Here is a 17,255-nt window from a genome sequence, read left to right as displayed (position 1 = left end):
ACATGCCCCTATCCGCCTGCGATCAACTCCACGGCATTGCCGTCCGGATCGCGGCAGAACAGCGCCGCCCGGCCGGAACGGCTGCGGGTGTAGGGAATCCCGGCCGCCTCCAGGCGGGCGATGAGACCATCCAGGTCGGGACAGGACAGGGCCACGTGGCGGTCGCGGCCGCCGTGGTCCGGCCGCCCCTGCACCGGGTCGGGGTTGGGTAGTTCCAGCAGGTGGATCTGCTGGCCGCCAACCTCCAGCCAGGCACCGGGAAACCCCAGGTCGGGACGTGGTGCCTCGGCCAGGCCGAGGATATCGCGGTAAAAGACCAGGGCGCGGGCGGTATCGGCGACGAGCAGGCTGACGTGGTGCAACTGCATGAAAGTACCTGAGTTAAATGGACGGCCAGAAGGCATGCTCTTATACTACGGGGCCATTTTTCAACCTTGTGACATCGGCCCCGGCCCAGCGCCCGACCATGAACCCGGACCTCGACAGGCTACAGCCCTATCCCTTTGAAAAGCTCGCCCAGCTCAAGGCCGGGGTGACCGCGCCGGCGGAATTGTCGCCCATCGTGCTGTCCATCGGCGAACCCAAGCACCAGCCGCCCGCCTTCATCCGCGACGAACTCATCGCCAATCTGGGCGGCCTGGCCAACTATCCGCTCACCAAGGGTCGCGTCGAGCTGCGCGCCGCCATTGCCCAGTGGCTGACCCGCCGCTTCCGGCTCAGGGACGGCAGCGTGGACGCCGAAAGGCATGTGCTGCCGGTGGCCGGTACCCGCGAGGCGCTGTTCGCCTTCGCCCAGGCGGTGGTGGACCGCAGCAGCGATGCGCTGGTCTTGATGCCGAACCCCTTCTACCAGATCTACGAAGGCGCCGCCCTGCTCGCCGGCGCCACGCCGTGGTTCATGAATACCACCGCCACCACCGGCTTCCTGCCCGACCTCGACGCCGTGCCGGCCGCGGTGTGGGCGCGCTGCCAGTTGCTGTACGTCTGCTCGCCGGGCAATCCCAGCGGCGCGGTGGCGCCCATCGAGTATTTCCAGCGCCTCATCGCCCTGGCTGATGAGCACGACTTCATCATCGCCTCGGACGAATGCTATTCCGAGCTGTACAACGACGAGGCCCATCCGCCCGCCGGGCTGTTGCAGGCCTGCGCCGCTCTCGGCCGTGACGACTTCCGCCGCTGCGTGGTGTTCCACTCGCTGTCCAAGCGCTCCAACCTGCCCGGTCTGCGCTCCGGCTTCGTCGCCGGCGACGCGGCAGTGCTGAACAAGTTCCTGCTCTACCGCACCTATCAGGGCTGCGCCCTGCCGCCGCCGACCCAGGCCGCCAGCATCAGCGCCTGGCAGGACGAGGCGCACGTCACCGGGAACCGCGCCTACTACCAGCGCAAGTTCGATGCGGTGATCGAAATCCTGCAGCCGGTGCTCAAGGTGGAAAAGCCCGCCGCCGGTTTCTATCTGTGGTTGGAGACCCCCATCGACGACGATCGCTTCACCCGCGAACTGTTCGCGCAGCAGCACGTCACCGTGCTGCCCGGCAGCTACCTGTCGCGCGAGGCGCACGGGATGAACCCCGGCCGCAACCGCGTGCGCATCGCCCTGGTGGCGGAAATGGATGAATGCGTGGAGGCGGCGCGCCGCATCCGCGAATTTGTGAAAAACCTTTAAACGCAAAGACGCAAAGGACGCCAAGAGCGCAAGGTTGTATAGGGCAAATCCGTACCTGTTTCAGCCTTGAGTTTCTTTGCGAACTTTGCGCCCTTTGCGTCTTTGCGTTGAAATCTTTTGATTTTATGGAGAGTGCGCATGAACGATATCAAGAACGTCATTGAAGAAGCCTTCGAGCGCCGCGCCGAGATCACCCCGCGCAACGCCGAGGCCCATGTCCGCGAGGCCGTGGAAGAGGCTATCCGTCTGCTCGACAGCGGCAAGCTGCGCGTCGCCGAGCGCCAGTCCGTCGGCAAGTGGACCGTCAACGAGTGGCTGAAGAAGGCCGTGCTGCTCTCCTTCCGCATCAACGACAACCAGTTCATGAAGGGCGGCTTCACCAACTACTTCGACAAGGTGCCGTCCAAGTATGCCGACATGAACTCGCGCGACTTCCGCGAAGGCGGCGTGCGCGTGGTGCCGCCGGCCACCGCCCGTCGCGGTTCATACATCGCCCCGGGCGCGGTGCTGATGCCCTCCTACGTCAACATCGGCGCCTACGTCGATAGCGGCACCATGGTCGACACCTGGGCCACCGTCGGTTCCTGCGCCCAGATCGGCAAGAACGTGCACCTATCCGGCGGCGTCGGCATCGGCGGCGTGCTGGAGCCGCTGCAGGCCGCGCCGACCATCATCGAGGACAACTGCTTCATCGGTGCGCGCTCCGAAGTGGTGGAAGGCGTCATCGTCGAGGAAGGCTCCGTCATCTCCATGGGCGTGTACATCGGCCAGTCCACCAAGATCTACGACCGCGAGACCGGCGAAGTGCACTACGGCCGCGTCCCCGCCGGTTCCGTGGTGGTGTCCGGCAACCTGCCCTCCAAGGACGGCAAGTACAGCCTGTACTGCGCGGTGATCGTCAAGAAAGTGGACGAGAAGACCCGCGGCAAGGTCGGCATCAACGAACTGCTGCGCGATATTTGAAATGAAGTGACAAGTGGCAAGTAACAAGTTGCAAGAATTGCTTGTGACTTGGAACTTGTCACTTGAAACTGGCTTTATGACCACTCTTTACGGCATCAAGAACTGCGACACCGTGCGCAAGGCCCGCGCCTGGCTCGACGCGCACGGTGTCTCCTACCGCTTTCACGACCTGCGTGGTGACGGCCTCGATGCCGCCACACTGAATATCTGGCTCCAGCAGGTCGATACCGCGACGCTGATCAATACGCGCGGCACCACCTGGCGCCAGTTGCCGGAGAGTGCACGACACATCGGCGACACCGCTGCCGCAGTTGCGCTGATGCTGGAGCATCCGACGCTCATCAAACGGCCGGTGCTGGTGCATGAGGGCAGAATCACGGTCGGCTTCAGTTCCGCCGCCTACGCCGAGATATTTTCCCGATAGAAGCGGCTCCTACAACATCACGACGCTTTGTGGCCTAATAGCGCCACTCAACCAATGCGAGCCTCACCATGTCCGCCACCCTCGAACTCGCCAAGGAACTCATCGCCCGCCGCTCGGTCACGCCCGACGACGCCGGCTGCCAGCAGCTCATCGCCGAGCGTCTGTGTCCCCTCGGTTTCAACATCGAGCCCCTGCGCTTCGGCCCGGTGGACAATCTGTGGGCGCGGCGCGGCAACGACGGTCCGCTGTTCTGCTTCGCCGGCCACACCGACGTGGTGCCCACCGGACCGGAGAGCGACTGGACCCATGCCCCCTACGCCACCGAGGTCGTCGACGGCATGCTGTATGGCCGTGGCGCCGCCGACATGAAGGGCTCCATCGCCGCCTTCGTCACCGCCACCGAACGCTTCCTGGCGCGCCATCCGCAGCATCAAGGCTCCATCGCCTACCTGCTCACCTCCGACGAGGAAGGCGAGGCGGTGGACGGCACCGTGAAGGTGATCGAGGTGCTGGAGCAGCGCGGCGAAAAGATCACCTGGTGCCTGGTGGGCGAACCCTCCAGCGTCAAGGTGCTGGGCGACGGCATCAAGAACGGCCGCCGCGGCTCGCTCACCGGCTACCTCACCGTGCACGGTGTGCAGGGCCACGTCGCCTATCCGCACCTGGCCGACAATCCGGTGCACCGTTTCGCCCCGGTGATGCAGGAGCTGTGCAACATCGAATGGGATCGCGGCAACGACTACTTCCCGCCCACCTCGTTCCAGATCGCCAACATCAACGCCGGCACCGGCGCCAACAACGTGATCCCCGGCGCGCTGGAGGTGATGTTCAACTTCCGCTTCTCCACCGAGCAGACCGCGGACGGATTGCAGAAGAAGGTGGAGGCCCTGCTCGACCGGCACGGCCTCAAGTACAGCCTGCGCTGGTCGCTGTCGGGCAATCCCTTCCTCACCGAGACCGGCGAACTGCTGCCGGCCACCGTCGCCGCCGTGCGCGAGATCGCCGGCGTCGAGCCGGAGGTGAACACCAAGGGCGGCACCTCCGACGGCCGCTTCATCGCCCCCACCGGCGCCCAGGTACTGGAACTGGGACCGCTCAACGCCACCATCCACAAGGTCAACGAATGCGTCAGCGTCGCCGACCTCGACACCCTGAGCGCCATCTACGAACGCCTGCTGGAAAAGCTGCTGGCATCGGGCTGAAAGTCAAAAGACTTCAACGCAAAGACACAAAGGACGCCAAGAACGCAAAGGGAATGTGCACTGCAGGCGCACATGGCACGCGTCGGCGTCAGACTCGACGACGCACCTCACGGCGATAGAACGCCCAGAGCCGATAGTTCTTTGCGCTCTCCGCGTCCTTTGCACCTTTGCGTTTAACGCCTTTTACACGCTAAAGATTTCCATCCTCCTGCCGTCATACTGACCGCCTTCTAAAGTTCTCCGGCCCCGGGACGCTAATGCGTGCAAAGCCCGTCCCGCCCGGAGCACACCATGATCGTCACCGGTTCCAACCTGCATCTGAGCAGCAGCCACAGCTACCTGGAGTACCAGCGCCGCCACGAGTCCCTGACGATGTGGAAGGACGGTGCCGAAGGTCGCCGACAGCTCACCCTGGAGTCCAGCAGCGAGCAACTACGCATGGACGCCAGCACCTCCAGTCTCGCCTTTACACAGCAGGCACCGCGTCTCCAACCGCCGCCAGCGCGACAGGCCGAAACGACGTCCCCGGCTCAGATTGAAGCTACCGACGCGGATGCCACGGTCGAGTACGCCGGTGATCTCCAGGTCACCATCCTCAAGCTGCTGGTGGAAAAACTCACCGGACGCAGGCTGGAGCTGTTCGATGCCCGCGCGATGAACCACGGCAAGGCAGTGGAGTTACCCCCGGAACAGGCCAGCCGCGGCGACGCGCGCCAGGGTTGGGGCGCGGTGTATCACGCCGAGGAAACCACGCTGGAACAGGAGAGCACGCAGTTCTCCGCCCAGGGCATCGTGCGCACCGCCGATGGCCGCGAGATCACGTTGTCCGTGGAACTGAACATGAGCCGCGAATTCATCAGCCACACCAGCCTCACGGTACGGGCCGGCGATGCGCTGAAAGACCCGCTGGTGATCAACTTCGCGGGCAATGCCGCCGAACTCACCCGCACCAAATTCGCCTTCGATATCGATGCCGACGGCCGCATGGATCAGATCGCCTTCGTCGGCCCCGACAGCGGCTTTCTCGCCCTCGATCGCAACGGCGACGGCGTCATCAACGACGGCCGCGAACTGTTCGGTGCCCTGAGCGGCAACGGCTTCGCCGACCTCGCGGCCTACGACAGCGACGGCAACGGCTGGATCGACGAAGCCGACGCCATCTTCGCGCGCCTGCTCATCTGGAGCCGCGACGGCGAGGGTAACGATCGGCTGGAGGGATTGCTGGAGCGCAACGTCGGCGCCATCTACCTGGGCCAGGCCGCGACGCCGTTCTCGCTCAAGGACAACGACAACGCCCTGCTCGGCGTGGTGCGCGCCAGCGGCGTCTATCTCAAGGAAGACGGCGGGGTGGGCACGGTGCAGCAGTTGGATCTGGTGGTGTGAAATCGTGAGGCGGACTGAAGTCCGCCCTACAGCGATACGAACACTCAGCGCTGGTGCGTGACCTTGTCGCGCAGATATACGGGCTGGGCCTCCGCCGCAGTGACCGCCATACCGGCCCGCCACGCCGCCGCCGCCAGCGGCAGCAAATCCTCCGCCTGCGGAAAACGTTCCCCCTGATGCACGGTGATGCCGCAGCGCCCGGCCAGCACATCGCCATAGGTGGCCCAGCCACTGCCATAACCCGTGTAGCCGCCGCCGGGAGGCAGCGGCACCAGCGCGGGGGTGAACACGCCCTCCTCGCCTTCCAGCGTCATCACGCCGTCCTGCGCCCGATACAGTCCCCAGTACACCTCGCCCATGCGCGCATCGATGGCGGCCGCCACCTGCTGCGCACCCAGCTCGCGCAGCGCCCCCTGAGCCAGCGCCGCCAGGGTTGAAACCGGCAACACGGGCAGATCGACCGCAAAGGCCAGTCCCTGGGTGACGCCGGTGGCGATGCGCACGCCGGTAAAGCTGCCGGGACCGCGACCAAAGGCGATGGCGTCCAGCGTGCTCAGCGTGAGCCCGCTCTCCGCCAGCACCTCCTGCACCATGGGCAACAACAGCGCGGCATGTTCGCGCGGCGCCAGCTGTGAGCGCGCATAAACGGTCTCCCCCGCCAGCAGGGCGACGGAACAGGATTCGGTAGCGCTTTCGAGGGCGAGTATCTTCACGACGGCAACAGTGAATAAAGGGAAAGGCGATTATCGCACGAGGCGCGGGACGCCGCTCCCGGCCATCCATGGCCTCCGCGGCATAAGTCCATCCCTGAACAAGCGCCGCTCCCGGCCATCCATGGCCTCCGCGGCATAAGTCCATCCCTGGACAAAACAACGCCCGCACCGGGTGGCGGTGCGGGCGTTGCGCAGTGCCTGTGAATCAGAAGCCGTAGGAAACGCCGACGGCGACCTGCGGATACCACTTGAACTCATCGAGGTCCGCCTGGGCATCTTGCTCTTCCCTGGCCAGCTCGGCATCGAAGTTGCCGCACACCGTCACATTGGTGCATTCACCGGACAGGTTGAGATCGGGCGAGCCCTGATAGACCGCGCCCAGCTCGAAGCTGAAGCCGAAACCGGCCTTGCCGGCATTGCTCCAGCCCAGGCCCACGTAAGGCCCGTCGGAAAAGGTGACATTGCCGGTCAGGCTGGTGATGTCGGAGGCGTTGTAGGTCGTAGTGCCGACGGTGTAGGTACCGGAGGGCTTGGCCTTCATCTTCAGCTCGTTGCCGTTGAAGATATAACCCGCCGTCAGGCGGAAGGTGCCGCCCCACGGGTGCCAGTCCAGCAGCAGCGCGGTGCTCTGCCATTCCAGGTCGATGTCGTAATCGATATCGCCCTCGGTACCGGTATCGCTGAAATCGTAGGTGTTGAACCCGATGCGGCCATTGATGTTGTCGGTGAAGGACTTGGTGAGCTCCGCCCCCATGCCCAGCGTCCCGACCTTCACACCGATGCCGAAACCGGTTTCCGCCTGTGCCGCACCGGCCCCCATCAGTGCCATGGCCACGGCACCGGCAATCACTGTTCTTTTCATTGTCTGCTTCCCTGGTTGATAACGATGAGGACGAAAAGTCTATCGGTAAGTCCCGGGGGGCTCAATCACCCTGCGCAAAAAAACGCTGTACCACCTCCAGCTTGCGGGTCTTGGACATGGGCGGCAGGCTGTCGATGAATATCCGGCCATACGATTTGCTGCCCAGGCGCGGGTCGCACAGCATCAGCACGCCGCGGTCATTGACGTCGCGGATCAGACGCCCCACGCCCTGCTTCAGGGTAATGACCGCCTGCGGCAACTGGTATTCCATGAAGGGATTGCCGCCCCGCTCGCGCATCGCCTCGATGCGCGCCTGCAGCACCGGATCGCCGGGCGAGGCGAAGGGCAGCTTGTCGATGATGACGCAGGACAGCGCCTCACCGCGCACGTCCACCCCTTCCCAGAAACTGCCGGTACCGAGCAATACCGCATTGCCCAGGGCGCGGAACTGCTCCAGCAGACGTGAGCGCGGCATCTGTCCCTGCACCAGCAGCGGATACTCGATGCGGCCTTCCAGCAGGCCCGCCGCCTCCTGCAAGGCACGGTGGCTGGTGAACAGGATGAAGGCGCGGCCGCGGCTGGCCTCCAGCACCGGCAGGGCCTGTTCGATGACAGCCGCCGTATAGCCGTAGGCATTGGGATCGGGCATGTCCGGCGGCACATAGAGCAGCGCCTGGCGCGCGAAATCGAACGGACTGTCCCAGCGCTGCGTCTTCGCCTCGTTGAGGCCGAGGCGATGGGTGAAATGCTCGAAGCTGTCGCCCACCGCCAGCGTCGCCGAGGTGAAGATCCAGGCGCAGGGCCGCGCGCTCACCTGGGCCTGGAACAGCGCCGCCACGTCCATCGGCGTCAGGTTGAGGGAGAACGAGCGGGTGTGGGTCTCGAACCAGTGGATCTGGTCCGGCGGCGTATCGCCGCTCACCTGTCCATAGCGCAGCATCATCTCCTCGCAGCGGCGCAGGCAGCTTTCCAGCCCCTTGCCGCGCGCGGCCACCGGCTTGAGCTGGGCGTGCAGTTCCTTGAGCGCCGTATCCACATCGTTCAGCGCCGACTGGAAACCGGCCAACGGCTTCACCTCGCGCCAGGCACCGCGGCGCGGCTCGACACCAAAGGCAAGACGCAGATCCTTCACCGTCTTTTGCAGGTGTTCGGCGGCGCTGCGCAGCCGCCCGCTCTCGCCGGCCTCGCGCAGGTCCTCGGCGATGCTGTCGCTTGCCAGCTCCAGCAGCTGGTTGCCGCTCACCGCGGTGCCGAAGAAATTGGACGCCGTTTCCGGCAGCTGGTGCGCCTCGTCGAGGATGAAGGCATTGGCGCCGGGCAGCAATTCGCCGAAACCCTCGCCCTTCAGGGCCATGTCGGCGAACAGCAGGTGATGATTGACCACCAGCACGTCGGCCTCCTGCGCCCGGCGCCGCGCCTGCATCAGGTAGCAGTCGTCGTACTGGCCGCACTCGCTGCCCAGGCAGTTGTCGCCGGTGGAGGTCACCTGCGACCACAGCGGCGCATCCTCCGCCAGCTCGGTCAATTCGGCGATGTCGCCGCTGCGGGTGCGGCCGGACCATTCGCGGATCACTTGCAGATCGGCCACTTCGCTGCGGCTGCGAAAGCGCCCCTCGGCCAGGGCCAGTTCCATGCGGTGCAGGCACAGGTAATTGGCCCGCCCCTTGAGCAGGGCGACTTCCACCGGCACGCCCAGCGCCTGGCGCACCAGGGGCAGATCCTTGTGGAACAGCTGGTCCTGCAGGTTCTTGGTGCCGGTGGAGATGATCACCTTCTGCCCGGACAGCAGGGCCGGCACCAGATAGGCGAAGGTCTTGCCGGTGCCGGTGCCGGCCTCGGCGATGAAGACTTGCTGGTTTTGCAGCGCGTGCGCCACCGCCTCGGCCAGCTCCTGCTGCTGGACGCGCGGGGCAAAACCGGGAATCAGTTCAGCGAAAGGACCATCCGCGGACAGGATGGTGTGAATGTCGTGCATCTATAAATGAAGTTTCGAGTTTCGAAAAATGGCCCCCGCACACGGGATTCGAAATCCGGAGCCCGAAACTATTCCGGGCGATTTTCCCAAATCTCGTCCCTGATCTCGCCCTCTTCCCGCGTCCACACCAGGCGCCCGATGGCCTTGAACTTGGCCACCGACATGGGACCGCGCTTGCTGCGGCTGCTGTTCTCCGCCTCGCGCACGGCGTCGAGGACGGCGGCGCGCTCCGCCTCCCAGATCTCCGACGGCTCGAACTCCTCGTCCATCAGCACCAGCATCACGCTGTCCCACTGCTGCTCCAGCTTGAGCTGGCCGATGCGCTGGCCGCCCTTGCTCTCGTCGAAGATGGCGCGGCCCTTGATCTGCACGCGGCGGCCGGCGCGTTCGCCGCTGCGGCCGACGGCGTCATAGCCGAGGTTGGGGTCCTTGCACGGCTCCAGATCGAGCAGGCGGGCGGCATCGTACTTGGCGATCTCGCCGCTCACCGCCAGGGGCTGCCCGGTCGTGCGGCGGTATTCGGCCGCCAGACGCCGTGTCTCCGCCATCAATTTGTCGACCGAATAGACGCCCACCGGCTCGGCTCCTCTTGCCTTGTGCCGCCCTATCTTACCAGCCCCCCGCGGGGAATGGCTGCTGTGTATTCGTTCCTGCATCTTGTGGCTGCTCCCCGCTGAAGGCACCATCACACCATGTCCGACGATCTTTCCCGCCAACGGCAACTGGTCCAGGCCCTGCTGCGCCGCGAACAGGCGCGTCTCGGCCCTGCCGCCGTGCAGCTGCTGGAAACCCATATTTCCTGGCTGCTCCTTGCCGGCGAGCACGCCTACAAGCTGAAAAAACCCCTCGATCTCGGCTTCCTGGACTACTCCACCCTGGAGCGGCGCCGCCGCTTCTGCGAGGAGGAGGTCCGCCTCAACCGCCGCACCGCGCCGCAGATCTATCTGACGGCCGTCCCCGTAACGGGCACGCTCGATAGTCCCTGTTTCGGCGGCGAGGGCCCGATACTTGAGTACGCGGTGCAAATGCGGCGCTTTCCCCCCGGCCGGTTGCTGGACGATCTGCTGCATGCCGGCCGGCTGACGCCGCCGCTCATCGACACGCTGGCCCACAACGTCGCCGACTTCCACGCCGCTGCAGCGCGGGTCGACCCCGCCTCGCCCTGGGGCACGCCGGAGGCGGCCTGGCAGCCGGTGCGGGAGAACTTCGAGCAGATCGCGCCGCGCCTGAGTGACGCCGCACAGCGCGCTGAGATGCAGCGGCTGGCCGTCTGGGCGGCCGGGGAAAAGGAGCGCCTGACACCCTTGCTGGCCCAGCGCCGCGCCAACGGCCACATCCGCGAATGCCACGGCGACCTGCACCTCGGCAATATCGTCCTGCTCGCCGGCCAGCCCTGCCCCTTCGACGGCATCGAGTTCAACGACGGCCTGCGCTGGATCGATACCATCAGCGACAGCGCCTTCCTGATGATGGACCTGCGGGCGCGCGGCCGCAGCGACTATGCCTGGCGCTTTCTCGACGCCTACCTGCAGCACAGCGGCGACTATGCCGCCCTGCCCCTGCTGCCCTGGTACCTCAGCTACCGCGCCATGGTGCGCGCCAAGGTGGCGGCGATCCGTGCCAGCCAGGCCGGTGACGACACCGCCCTGCGGCAACAGGCGGCCGGCGACATCGCCGCCTATCTGCAACTGGCCGCCGCCTATGCCGTGCCACGACAACCGTTCCTGGTCATCACCCGCGGCCTGTCCGGCTCGGGCAAGACGCGCCACAGCCAGGCATTGCTGGAACAGCTCGGCCTGGTGCGCCTGCGCTCCGACGTGGAGCGCAAACGCCTGTTCGGCCTGACGGCCACGGCCCGCAGCGGCTCCGGCGTCGATGGCGGCATCTACACCGCCCAGGCCAGCGAACAGACCTATGCGCATCTGGCCGCCACCGCAGAGATGATGCTGCAAAGCGGACAGCCGGTGCTGATCGATGCCACCTTCCTGCGCCGTGCCCAGCGCGTGCTGTTCCGTCAGCTGGCCGAACGCCTCGGCCTCCCCTTTCTCATCGTCGAATTCCACGCCAGCGAGGCCGAACTGCGCCGCCGCATCGAGCAGCGCAGCGCCCGCGGCAAGGATGCCTCCGAGGCCGGCCTGGCCGTGCTGGAGCGGCAGATCGCCAGCCAGGAACCGCTCGGCGAGGATGAGCGCCTGCGCGCGATCCGCGTCGACACCGGGCAGAACGATGCCGACACGCAGATGCTGGCGCAGGTCATGCGCTACCTGCCGCCGGAGTGCACCCGCCCATGACGGGCAACGATCTGCTCACCATCCTGTTCAGCCCGCCGCTGCTCGGCGCCCTGCTGATCTACGGCCTGGTGGTGATGGCGCTGGAATACTTCACCGCACGGTTGCACCACGCGGTACAGGACGTGGGCTTCACCGCCTGGATGGTGGAGCATGTGCTGCTGCCCTGGTGCCGCGTGCTGGCCCTGCTACTGTTTCTGCTGCTGGCCTACCCGCGGCTGTTCGGCCTGCACAGCGCGCCACCCATGCCCGACCTGCTGTGGGCGCACGACGGCCGCGTCAGCACGCTGATCAACACCGCCTTCGTGCTCAGCCTGCTGCTGCCGCTGGCGCCGCTGCTCGGCAACCTGAAGGGGCTGGTGCTGCCGGTGCAGGCCATCGCCATGTCCACCCTGCTGTTCCACTGGCTCACCGTGGCCCTGAACGTGAAGACCGTCAGCTACTGGCCGGGCGCTACGGTGGTGGTGACGATACTGGTGCTGGCGCCGCTGACGCAGTCACTGGCCCACCACGTCAGTCACTGGATCGGTGGCCACATCAAACGCCTGCACAATCGGGAAGGATTCGAGAGTCTGCTGTATGAGGGATTGCTGCTGTTTTTCCAGGTGCCGGCGGTGCTGATCTACACGCTGGCCCTGGGCCGGCAGCTACGGCTTGCCGTGATGTAGGGCGGGCTTCAGCCCGCCTTACGGCAGAGCACCGAACCGCGCCGTCAGCAGCCACGTCGCCGCGCTGCCTGCCAGCAGGAACACCAGCAGCGACAGGCCGGCATAGACACGATAGCGGCGGATCAACAGCTCCTGCGGCAGCACCGAAAGGATGAAGGGACGGCGGCTGTCGTCCGGCCGCGTCAGCAGATGATGCACCGGCCCGCGCGCCCGCTTGGCCTGCTCCGCCAGAACCTCCTTCCATGCAGCCTTGCGCACCGCCTCCCATTCGTCGACGCTGAGCACGCCGTCATTGTTGCGATCGAAACGGGCATGCAGCGACACCTGATCGCGCTTCCACTCCGCCAGCAGCTGGCGCACTTCCTCGTGGGTATTGGGCAGCTCCTGCGAGCCGCCGACGCTGCGGAACTGGCCGATGGCGTACAGCATGTCGCCGGGGTGCATGCGCTTCTCGGTATAGCGGTAGCGGCCGATGCGGCCGCGCCGCGCGCCGCCGTTCCACATCGGCGTATCGCCGTACCACACCTCGCTGATGGCCGGCGTCACCTCGGCCCCTTCCGGATCGATGACACACTCGCCGGTGTCATCCTTGAGCAGGAACAGTTCGTCGCTGGTCTCCTGGCGCAGGGTGCGCCAGCGCTCGCGGTTGTCGCCGCCCGAGGCCGTCTTCTCCTCCACCTTGTAGTGGTACCAGGTGCAGGTGATCCCCGACAGCGGGGCAATGATCGGCGTTCCCGGCATCAGGTAGCCGATGCCGTCCAGCTCGACATAACCCTGCGCCGCGGAACGCACCCTGGAGGTCGGCGTGCCCTCGATGATGTGATAGCGCTTGAGGAAACGGAAAATGGCGTAGAAACCGCCCAGCGCGAGCGCGATGAGCAGGCCCGTGCCGATCCAGAATTCGGCCGGCGCGAGCTGCTGCACGCGCAGCGCCCAGTCGGGCGGGATAAGGGATTCGAACACGGTTCAGATATTCCGGAACCGTAGGAGCGAATCGTATTCGCGATGCTGCGTCGGGGGAACCCGATGCAGTCGCGGATACGATCCGCTCCTACAGTGCATCAGCCGAACAGCGCCTTGATGTCCACGTCCTTCTTCTCTTCCTCGCTGAACTCCAGCAGCTGCTTCGGGCCGAAGTTGAACAGGCGGGCGATGATCACGTCGGGGAACTGCTCGATGCGCACGTTGTTGACGTTGACGCTCTCGTTGTAGAACTCGCGCCGATCGGCGATGGCATTCTCCAGACCGGAGATGCGGTGCTGCAGGTGCTGGAAGTTCTCGTTGGCCTTCAGGTCGGGATAGGCCTCGGCCACCGCGAACAGGTTGCCCAGGCCGAGACGCAGCTGGGTTTCCGCCTGGCCGAGGGCGCCGACATCGCCGCGCTCGCGCGCCGCCGACACCGAGGAACGCGCCAGCATCACCTTCTCCAGCGTCTCCTGCTCGAACTTCATGTACTGCTTGCACACCTCGACCAGCTTGGGCAGCTCGTCGTGACGCTGCTTGAGCAGCACGTCTATGTTGGACCAGGCCTTGGCCACGGCATGCTTGAGCGTCACCAGATTGTTGTAGATGGCGATGACGTAGATGACGACGACTGCGATGATGCCCCAGGTGATGAATCCGCCGATGCTCATGCCGCGCTCCCCGTTATTGGAATTGAAATGGTGTGGGTGTGCAGTTTCGGGGTTTTCGCCACCGGGTTCAACCGGTCAGGCGTAGAGATCGAGCTGCGGGGTACGCGAATTGTCGCCAGGCGTGTTGGAACTGCCGGCCTCCAGCGCCTGTTGCAGGCGCGCCTCGGCGGCCATGCGCGCCGCCTGCGCGGCCACGGCGCGGTCCTGGCCCGAGGGTTCGGCCGGCGCCAGCGCCGCGCGCATGATCTGCTCGGCCTTGCGCTCGGTCGCCGCCGGGTCACCGGGCACCGCCGCGGTATCGATACTCACCTCGCCGCCGACGGCGTAGAAACGGCCGTCGGGGCCACGCTGGTAACTGTAGGCCGCGCCGCTGCGCACCAGTCCGGCCCCGGCGGCGACGTGGGCCAGTTCATGGGCGCGCACCTCGCGGTCGCGCGCCTGCAACTGCTGCAGCATGCGCTGCTCTTCGGGTGCTTGCGCCGGTACGGCCCGCTGTGCAGCAGTCCCCTGCTCCGCCTGAGTGGAATCTTCCGGCGCAGCGTTGTCGGCAGCAGCACGCCGCTCCGCCGCCTGGGGCGGCAGTGCGGCGATACGGCTGGCAGCGGAAATTTCCATGGTTCGGGCACGCGGCAGAAGCAGTTGGCTAAGGAAGCTCTGAACTTATTCAGAGCTTCCGCGGCACAGGGAGGTGCCGCCATTTTTCAACGACGATAAGTCGTTGAAAAATGAAGCCAAGCGAAAATCACACTTTTCGCTTGGCGTGGTTTTGTCCACGGATGGACTTATGTCGCGCAGCCCAGGGAGGGGCGGGAGCGACCTGAAAAGTCCAGGATGGACTTATTCAGACCTTCCCTAGATAGGCTGCCGGTCCGTGTACCGGAGCACGCCGCGAATCGACCGCACCAGCACCCAGACACCGGCCACGACAGACACCACCGTATGCGCAATCCAATGGGTAGCGATACTGCCCATCAGATTGCTGCCGTCCATGTGCATCAGCTCGATGCCGAACCACACGAAGAGCAGACCGACGCTGGCGAGGAGCAGGATGGCCGACCGTCGCTGCCAGCGATAGTGGCTGAGCCAAACGTCATGATCGAGCCCGCGGGTGCGTGCGCGTTGGTAAAACAATGAGCCCACCGCCACCAGCAGTGAAAGCATGCCCATGTGGAGCAGGGTCAAAAGACCGGCCCCACCGATGATCGCATACCCAATCAGTACCCCGTGTTTTTCATCTGTGTCCGACATTCTCGTTCTCCCGGTGATGAGTTGAGCGACAGCCTGCCTGCTGCGGTCCCTCGCAGGAGAAAGCGGTTTTCAGCCTGCGAGAGACGCTGCAAGGGGTCAGGGGTTTGCCTGCGAAGTGGCCACGGCCGCGGCCGGGGCGGCGCCGTACATGGCCTTCTCGCTATTGAAGGCCAGGAAGCCGCGCACGATGCGGTAGATGTACCAGATGGCCAGGCCAATGGCGGCAATGAAGGCCAGGACCTGGATGACCGGAACGAAGAACAGGATGAACAGAACCAGTCCCCACAGGAGGGAGAAGAAAAAGGTGCGCATCATCCAGCGGTGGTGAGATTCCACCCAGGTGCCGGCGGCGGCGTCGCGCTTGATGAAGTTGATGATGATGCCGACGATGGTGGCGATCGGCAGGAACAGGCCGACGGCATAACAGATGTAGGCGTACAGGGCGCCGTTCTTCGTGTCCTGGTTTACGGTGCTCGACATGGTGCTCTCTCCTTGTTGGTCGTTTTTGGGGTATTGCCGACGGTAACTTTACATCAAATTGCAGGGGTATTACCGGGACTGCTGTCGGCCAGCAGATGGTCGATCCGGTTCAGCAACAGCCGGGTGGACCACCACCATTCGTCCCGCACGGGAACCACGGCCGGAAGGGCGGGCGCGGCGGCCATGCGGCGCGGCTGTGGCCGCTGGGGGTGTTGTTGGGTGGGACGTGATTTCAGGGACATCGTGATCTCCTGCGTAATTCACGGCGAAAGTGATGATGGGGCTGGCTCAGGTTGTCGGGCGCAAATCGCGCACCAGTGCGCGGATTCTGGCCGGGAAGACGGCCAGGCACTCGTCATCGAACGACAGTCCAAGGTAGTGCTCCGCCAGATCCGCGACCCCCCTGGCCTGCGCAAGGTCTCGCGGCCGTATCAGTCCCTCAGTCGCGACATCGCTGCCCGCAATATGCAGTTTTGCCTGCGCATCGAATGGCAGGTCGACATCCGTAGTGGCCATTAGTCCGGCATCAACCGTAGTGATTCGCCTTCTGCATGGTACGGTGGCGGGTTATGGTGCGGGTGGTTTCTCGTGTCCAGGCTGTGCAGGCCCGATCAGAGCGGCCAACGCCTCACCGATGTCCGGCGCAGCCCTCTTGAGCGCCCTCAGCCCTTGCGTGGCGCGGGAGCGCCACCCAGGACCTCGTCCGGTCGCATCCACCCATGCCGCAAGGAGCTCATCCGGCCGGTATTCGAGCAAGAACTCGCATAGGGCGGCCGCCTGGGCAATGTCTTTTGTGGCTTTGGTGTGAAACGCCCCAGCCCGTTCTCCCGACACAATCAGTTTGTGGACGGCGAACCGTTCTGGTTTTGGCACATTGACCAGTATGGCGCCTTCGTTGCAGAAGACGGCAGCCTGTTCGGTCTGCTCCAGTGAGAACTCCATGAATTTCAGTGGCTGGAGTGCCACACCCAGCGCTGCAGAGGGTTGTGGGCCATCTGCTCGATGGAGAGGGGTCAGGAAATCGATGCGCAGCGCCGCATCGTCTTTGGCCGCGTAGGTCGCGGCCAGTCCGCTTTTGAGCGCATTAATCGGCAGGAAGCCCTTTTCGAGAGATGAAATGGCGTCGTGCAGATCCAGCTGCATGTTGTTTGGCAGGCCGAGCGCCAGATGTCCGCCAGGGTGGGCGAAATCCAGGTCCTGTGTGTATTGGTGCGACACCCAGCGCACACCCAGCATATTCCCGTAAGCCAGAAACGCGTGAGTGCCTACCAGGATGGCGCCCGCGCGAAACAACCCGTAATCAGCCAGCCGCTTCACGATACGGTAGTGTCGTGTCGTAACCGGCTCACAACCGAGGTTGATGGCGGCCCGCGCCCATTCAGCGGTTGATACGGCGGCCACGGTCCGTGCTTTCGCGGCAGCAATGAGTTCGCGCATGCGCTCCGAATCGGGCCCGATGTAGACCTGTTTCGCTGGTCCTTTGCAGCCGGGTTCACGGTACTGGTAGTAGTGGTAGAGCCGCCCGCGCACCCTCTTCGTGGCAAATGATCCCGGAAGATCGCCTGCGGTCCGTGCAAGCGCGGAGGCCTGCGCGAGATCGAAGACCTGAGCGTAGGCTGTTTGAGCCGAGGATGAGAGGATGTCTGAATACTGCATGCCGGAAGTATACTACAATGCAGGGGAATGTAGTATAACGGCAAAAATTTCTGCTGGCTATATTCCGCAAAAAACGCCCGCTTGCGCGGGCGTCGG

The 17,255-nt window shown here is 64.9% G+C and carries 20 protein-coding genes; 7 read left to right on the top strand and 13 right to left on the bottom strand.

The window, feature by feature from the left end; translation table 11 throughout:
• Positions 1-8: 8 nt before the first annotated feature.
• Positions 9-368 carry a VOC family protein gene (locus tag EP379_RS06595; protein WP_127477051.1) on the bottom strand — a complete coding sequence of 120 codons (360 nt, stop codon included), beginning with the start codon at positions 366-368 and terminating at the stop codon, positions 9-11.
• 98 nt (positions 369-466) lie between these two features.
• Between EP379_RS06595 and dapC the strand changes: the two genes are divergently transcribed.
• The 5 genes from dapC (at position 467) to EP379_RS06570 (ending at position 5,635) form a co-directional block, all read left to right on the top strand.
• Positions 467-1,663 carry a succinyldiaminopimelate transaminase gene (dapC, locus tag EP379_RS06590; RefSeq protein ID WP_127477050.1) on the top strand — a complete coding sequence of 399 codons (1,197 nt, stop codon included), beginning with the start codon at positions 467-469 and terminating at the stop codon, positions 1,661-1,663.
• A 138-nt stretch (positions 1,664-1,801) separates the two neighbouring features.
• Positions 1,802-2,626, top strand: coding sequence for a 2,3,4,5-tetrahydropyridine-2,6-dicarboxylate N-succinyltransferase (dapD, locus tag EP379_RS06585; protein WP_127477049.1), 825 nt, complete (start codon positions 1,802-1,804; stop codon positions 2,624-2,626).
• A gap of 76 nt (positions 2,627-2,702) precedes the next feature.
• Positions 2,703-3,050, top strand: coding sequence for an ArsC family reductase (locus EP379_RS06580; protein WP_127477048.1), 348 nt, complete (start codon positions 2,703-2,705; stop codon positions 3,048-3,050).
• Between the two features lie 68 nt (positions 3,051-3,118).
• The gene (gene dapE, locus EP379_RS06575; RefSeq protein WP_127477047.1) at positions 3,119-4,252 is read left to right on the top strand and encodes a succinyl-diaminopimelate desuccinylase; all 1,134 of its coding nucleotides are present in this window, start codon (positions 3,119-3,121) and stop codon (positions 4,250-4,252) included.
• Positions 4,253-4,543: 291 nt separating this feature from the next.
• Positions 4,544-5,635 carry an FG-GAP repeat domain-containing protein gene (locus tag EP379_RS06570; RefSeq protein ID WP_127477046.1) on the top strand — a complete coding sequence of 364 codons (1,092 nt, stop codon included), beginning with the start codon at positions 4,544-4,546 and terminating at the stop codon, positions 5,633-5,635.
• Between the two features lie 44 nt (positions 5,636-5,679).
• On the opposite strand, the gene tsaB is transcribed toward EP379_RS06570, so the two are convergent.
• From tsaB to EP379_RS06550, 4 genes are all read right to left on the bottom strand, one after another.
• Positions 5,680-6,348 carry a tRNA (adenosine(37)-N6)-threonylcarbamoyltransferase complex dimerization subunit type 1 TsaB gene (gene tsaB, locus EP379_RS06565; protein WP_127477045.1) on the bottom strand — a complete coding sequence of 223 codons (669 nt, stop codon included), beginning with the start codon at positions 6,346-6,348 and terminating at the stop codon, positions 5,680-5,682.
• Between the two features lie 205 nt (positions 6,349-6,553).
• Positions 6,554-7,210, bottom strand: a complete 657-nt coding sequence (locus EP379_RS06560) for a hypothetical protein (RefSeq protein WP_127477044.1) — start codon at positions 7,208-7,210, stop codon at positions 6,554-6,556.
• Between the two features lie 61 nt (positions 7,211-7,271).
• A complete protein-coding gene (locus tag EP379_RS06555; RefSeq protein ID WP_127477043.1) occupies positions 7,272-9,185 on the bottom strand; it encodes a DNA repair helicase YoaA in 1,914 nt (637 codons plus the stop codon).
• A 68-nt stretch (positions 9,186-9,253) separates the two neighbouring features.
• Positions 9,254-9,760 (bottom strand): hypothetical protein, encoded by a 507-nt coding sequence (locus tag EP379_RS06550; RefSeq protein WP_127477042.1) that lies wholly within the window; start codon positions 9,758-9,760, stop codon positions 9,254-9,256.
• 117 nt (positions 9,761-9,877) lie between these two features.
• On the opposite strand from EP379_RS06550, the gene EP379_RS06545 reads away from it, so the two are divergent.
• Positions 9,878-11,476 (top strand): bifunctional aminoglycoside phosphotransferase/ATP-binding protein, encoded by a 1,599-nt coding sequence (locus EP379_RS06545; RefSeq protein ID WP_127477041.1) that lies wholly within the window; start codon positions 9,878-9,880, stop codon positions 11,474-11,476.
• A complete protein-coding gene (locus EP379_RS06540; protein WP_127477040.1) occupies positions 11,473-12,141 on the top strand; it encodes a hypothetical protein in 669 nt (222 codons plus the stop codon). The genes EP379_RS06545 and EP379_RS06540 overlap by 4 nt, the downstream gene beginning before the upstream one ends.
• Before the next feature lie 18 nt (positions 12,142-12,159).
• Here EP379_RS06540 and EP379_RS06535 read toward each other — a convergent pair whose 3' ends face one another.
• The 8 genes from EP379_RS06535 to EP379_RS06500 form a co-directional block, all read right to left on the bottom strand.
• Positions 12,160-13,104, bottom strand: a complete 945-nt coding sequence (locus EP379_RS06535; protein ID WP_127477039.1) for a GIDE domain-containing protein — start codon at positions 13,102-13,104, stop codon at positions 12,160-12,162.
• 98 nt (positions 13,105-13,202) lie between these two features.
• Positions 13,203-13,775 carry a LemA family protein gene (locus tag EP379_RS06530; RefSeq protein WP_127477038.1) on the bottom strand — a complete coding sequence of 191 codons (573 nt, stop codon included), beginning with the start codon at positions 13,773-13,775 and terminating at the stop codon, positions 13,203-13,205.
• Between the two features lie 75 nt (positions 13,776-13,850).
• On the bottom strand, positions 13,851-14,390 hold the full coding sequence (locus EP379_RS06525; protein ID WP_127477037.1) for a putative metalloprotease CJM1_0395 family protein: 540 nt from the start codon (positions 14,388-14,390) through the stop codon (positions 13,851-13,853).
• Positions 14,391-14,627: 237 nt separating this feature from the next.
• Complete coding sequence (locus EP379_RS06520; protein WP_127477036.1) at positions 14,628-15,023, bottom strand: hypothetical protein; 396 nt, start codon at positions 15,021-15,023, stop codon at positions 14,628-14,630.
• A gap of 96 nt (positions 15,024-15,119) precedes the next feature.
• Positions 15,120-15,503, bottom strand: coding sequence for a DUF4870 family protein (locus tag EP379_RS06515; protein ID WP_127477035.1), 384 nt, complete (start codon positions 15,501-15,503; stop codon positions 15,120-15,122).
• 53 nt (positions 15,504-15,556) lie between these two features.
• Complete coding sequence (locus EP379_RS06510; RefSeq protein WP_127477034.1) at positions 15,557-15,745, bottom strand: hypothetical protein; 189 nt, start codon at positions 15,743-15,745, stop codon at positions 15,557-15,559.
• A gap of 46 nt (positions 15,746-15,791) precedes the next feature.
• Entirely contained in the window at positions 15,792-16,019 is a 228-nt protein-coding gene (locus EP379_RS06505; protein ID WP_127477033.1) for a hypothetical protein, read from the bottom strand.
• A 51-nt stretch (positions 16,020-16,070) separates the two neighbouring features.
• Complete coding sequence (locus EP379_RS06500) at positions 16,071-17,159, bottom strand: GSU2403 family nucleotidyltransferase fold protein (RefSeq protein WP_127477032.1); 1,089 nt, start codon at positions 17,157-17,159, stop codon at positions 16,071-16,073.
• Positions 17,160-17,255 lie beyond the last annotated feature (96 nt).

This window comes from Sulfurivermis fontis, from assembly GCF_004001245.1.
In the GTDB taxonomy this organism is placed as follows: domain Bacteria; phylum Pseudomonadota; class Gammaproteobacteria; order Thiohalomonadales; family Thiohalomonadaceae; genus Sulfurivermis; species Sulfurivermis fontis.
This window is presented reverse-complemented; position numbering and strand designations above follow the sequence as displayed.

Excerpts from the sequence above, each read along its gene's own strand:
- EP379_RS06595 (WP_127477051.1), bottom strand. The coding sequence starts at position 368 with ATGCAGTTGCACCACGTCAGCCTGCTCGTCGCCGATACCGCCCGCGCC.
- dapC (WP_127477050.1), top strand. The coding sequence starts at position 467 with ATGAACCCGGACCTCGACAGGCTACAGCCCTATCCCTTTGAAAAGCTC.
- dapD (WP_127477049.1), top strand. The coding sequence starts at position 1,802 with ATGAACGATATCAAGAACGTCATTGAAGAAGCCTTCGAGCGCCGCGCC.
- EP379_RS06580 (WP_127477048.1), top strand. The coding sequence starts at position 2,703 with ATGACCACTCTTTACGGCATCAAGAACTGCGACACCGTGCGCAAGGCC.
- dapE (WP_127477047.1), top strand. The coding sequence starts at position 3,119 with ATGTCCGCCACCCTCGAACTCGCCAAGGAACTCATCGCCCGCCGCTCG.
- EP379_RS06570 (WP_127477046.1), top strand. The coding sequence starts at position 4,544 with ATGATCGTCACCGGTTCCAACCTGCATCTGAGCAGCAGCCACAGCTAC.
- EP379_RS06560 (WP_127477044.1), bottom strand. The coding sequence starts at position 7,210 with ATGAAAAGAACAGTGATTGCCGGTGCCGTGGCCATGGCACTGATGGGG.
- EP379_RS06555 (WP_127477043.1), bottom strand. The coding sequence starts at position 9,185 with ATGCACGACATTCACACCATCCTGTCCGCGGATGGTCCTTTCGCTGAA.
- EP379_RS06545 (WP_127477041.1), top strand. The coding sequence starts at position 9,878 with ATGTCCGACGATCTTTCCCGCCAACGGCAACTGGTCCAGGCCCTGCTG.
- EP379_RS06540 (WP_127477040.1), top strand. The coding sequence starts at position 11,473 with ATGACGGGCAACGATCTGCTCACCATCCTGTTCAGCCCGCCGCTGCTC.
- EP379_RS06530 (WP_127477038.1), bottom strand. The coding sequence starts at position 13,775 with ATGAGCATCGGCGGATTCATCACCTGGGGCATCATCGCAGTCGTCGTC.
- EP379_RS06525 (WP_127477037.1), bottom strand. The coding sequence starts at position 14,390 with ATGGAAATTTCCGCTGCCAGCCGTATCGCCGCACTGCCGCCCCAGGCG.
- EP379_RS06520 (WP_127477036.1), bottom strand. The coding sequence starts at position 15,023 with ATGTCGGACACAGATGAAAAACACGGGGTACTGATTGGGTATGCGATC.
- EP379_RS06515 (WP_127477035.1), bottom strand. The coding sequence starts at position 15,503 with ATGTCGAGCACCGTAAACCAGGACACGAAGAACGGCGCCCTGTACGCC.
- EP379_RS06510 (WP_127477034.1), bottom strand. The coding sequence starts at position 15,745 with ATGTCCCTGAAATCACGTCCCACCCAACAACACCCCCAGCGGCCACAG.
- EP379_RS06505 (WP_127477033.1), bottom strand. The coding sequence starts at position 16,019 with ATGGCCACTACGGATGTCGACCTGCCATTCGATGCGCAGGCAAAACTG.
- EP379_RS06500 (WP_127477032.1), bottom strand. The coding sequence starts at position 17,159 with ATGCAGTATTCAGACATCCTCTCATCCTCGGCTCAAACAGCCTACGCT.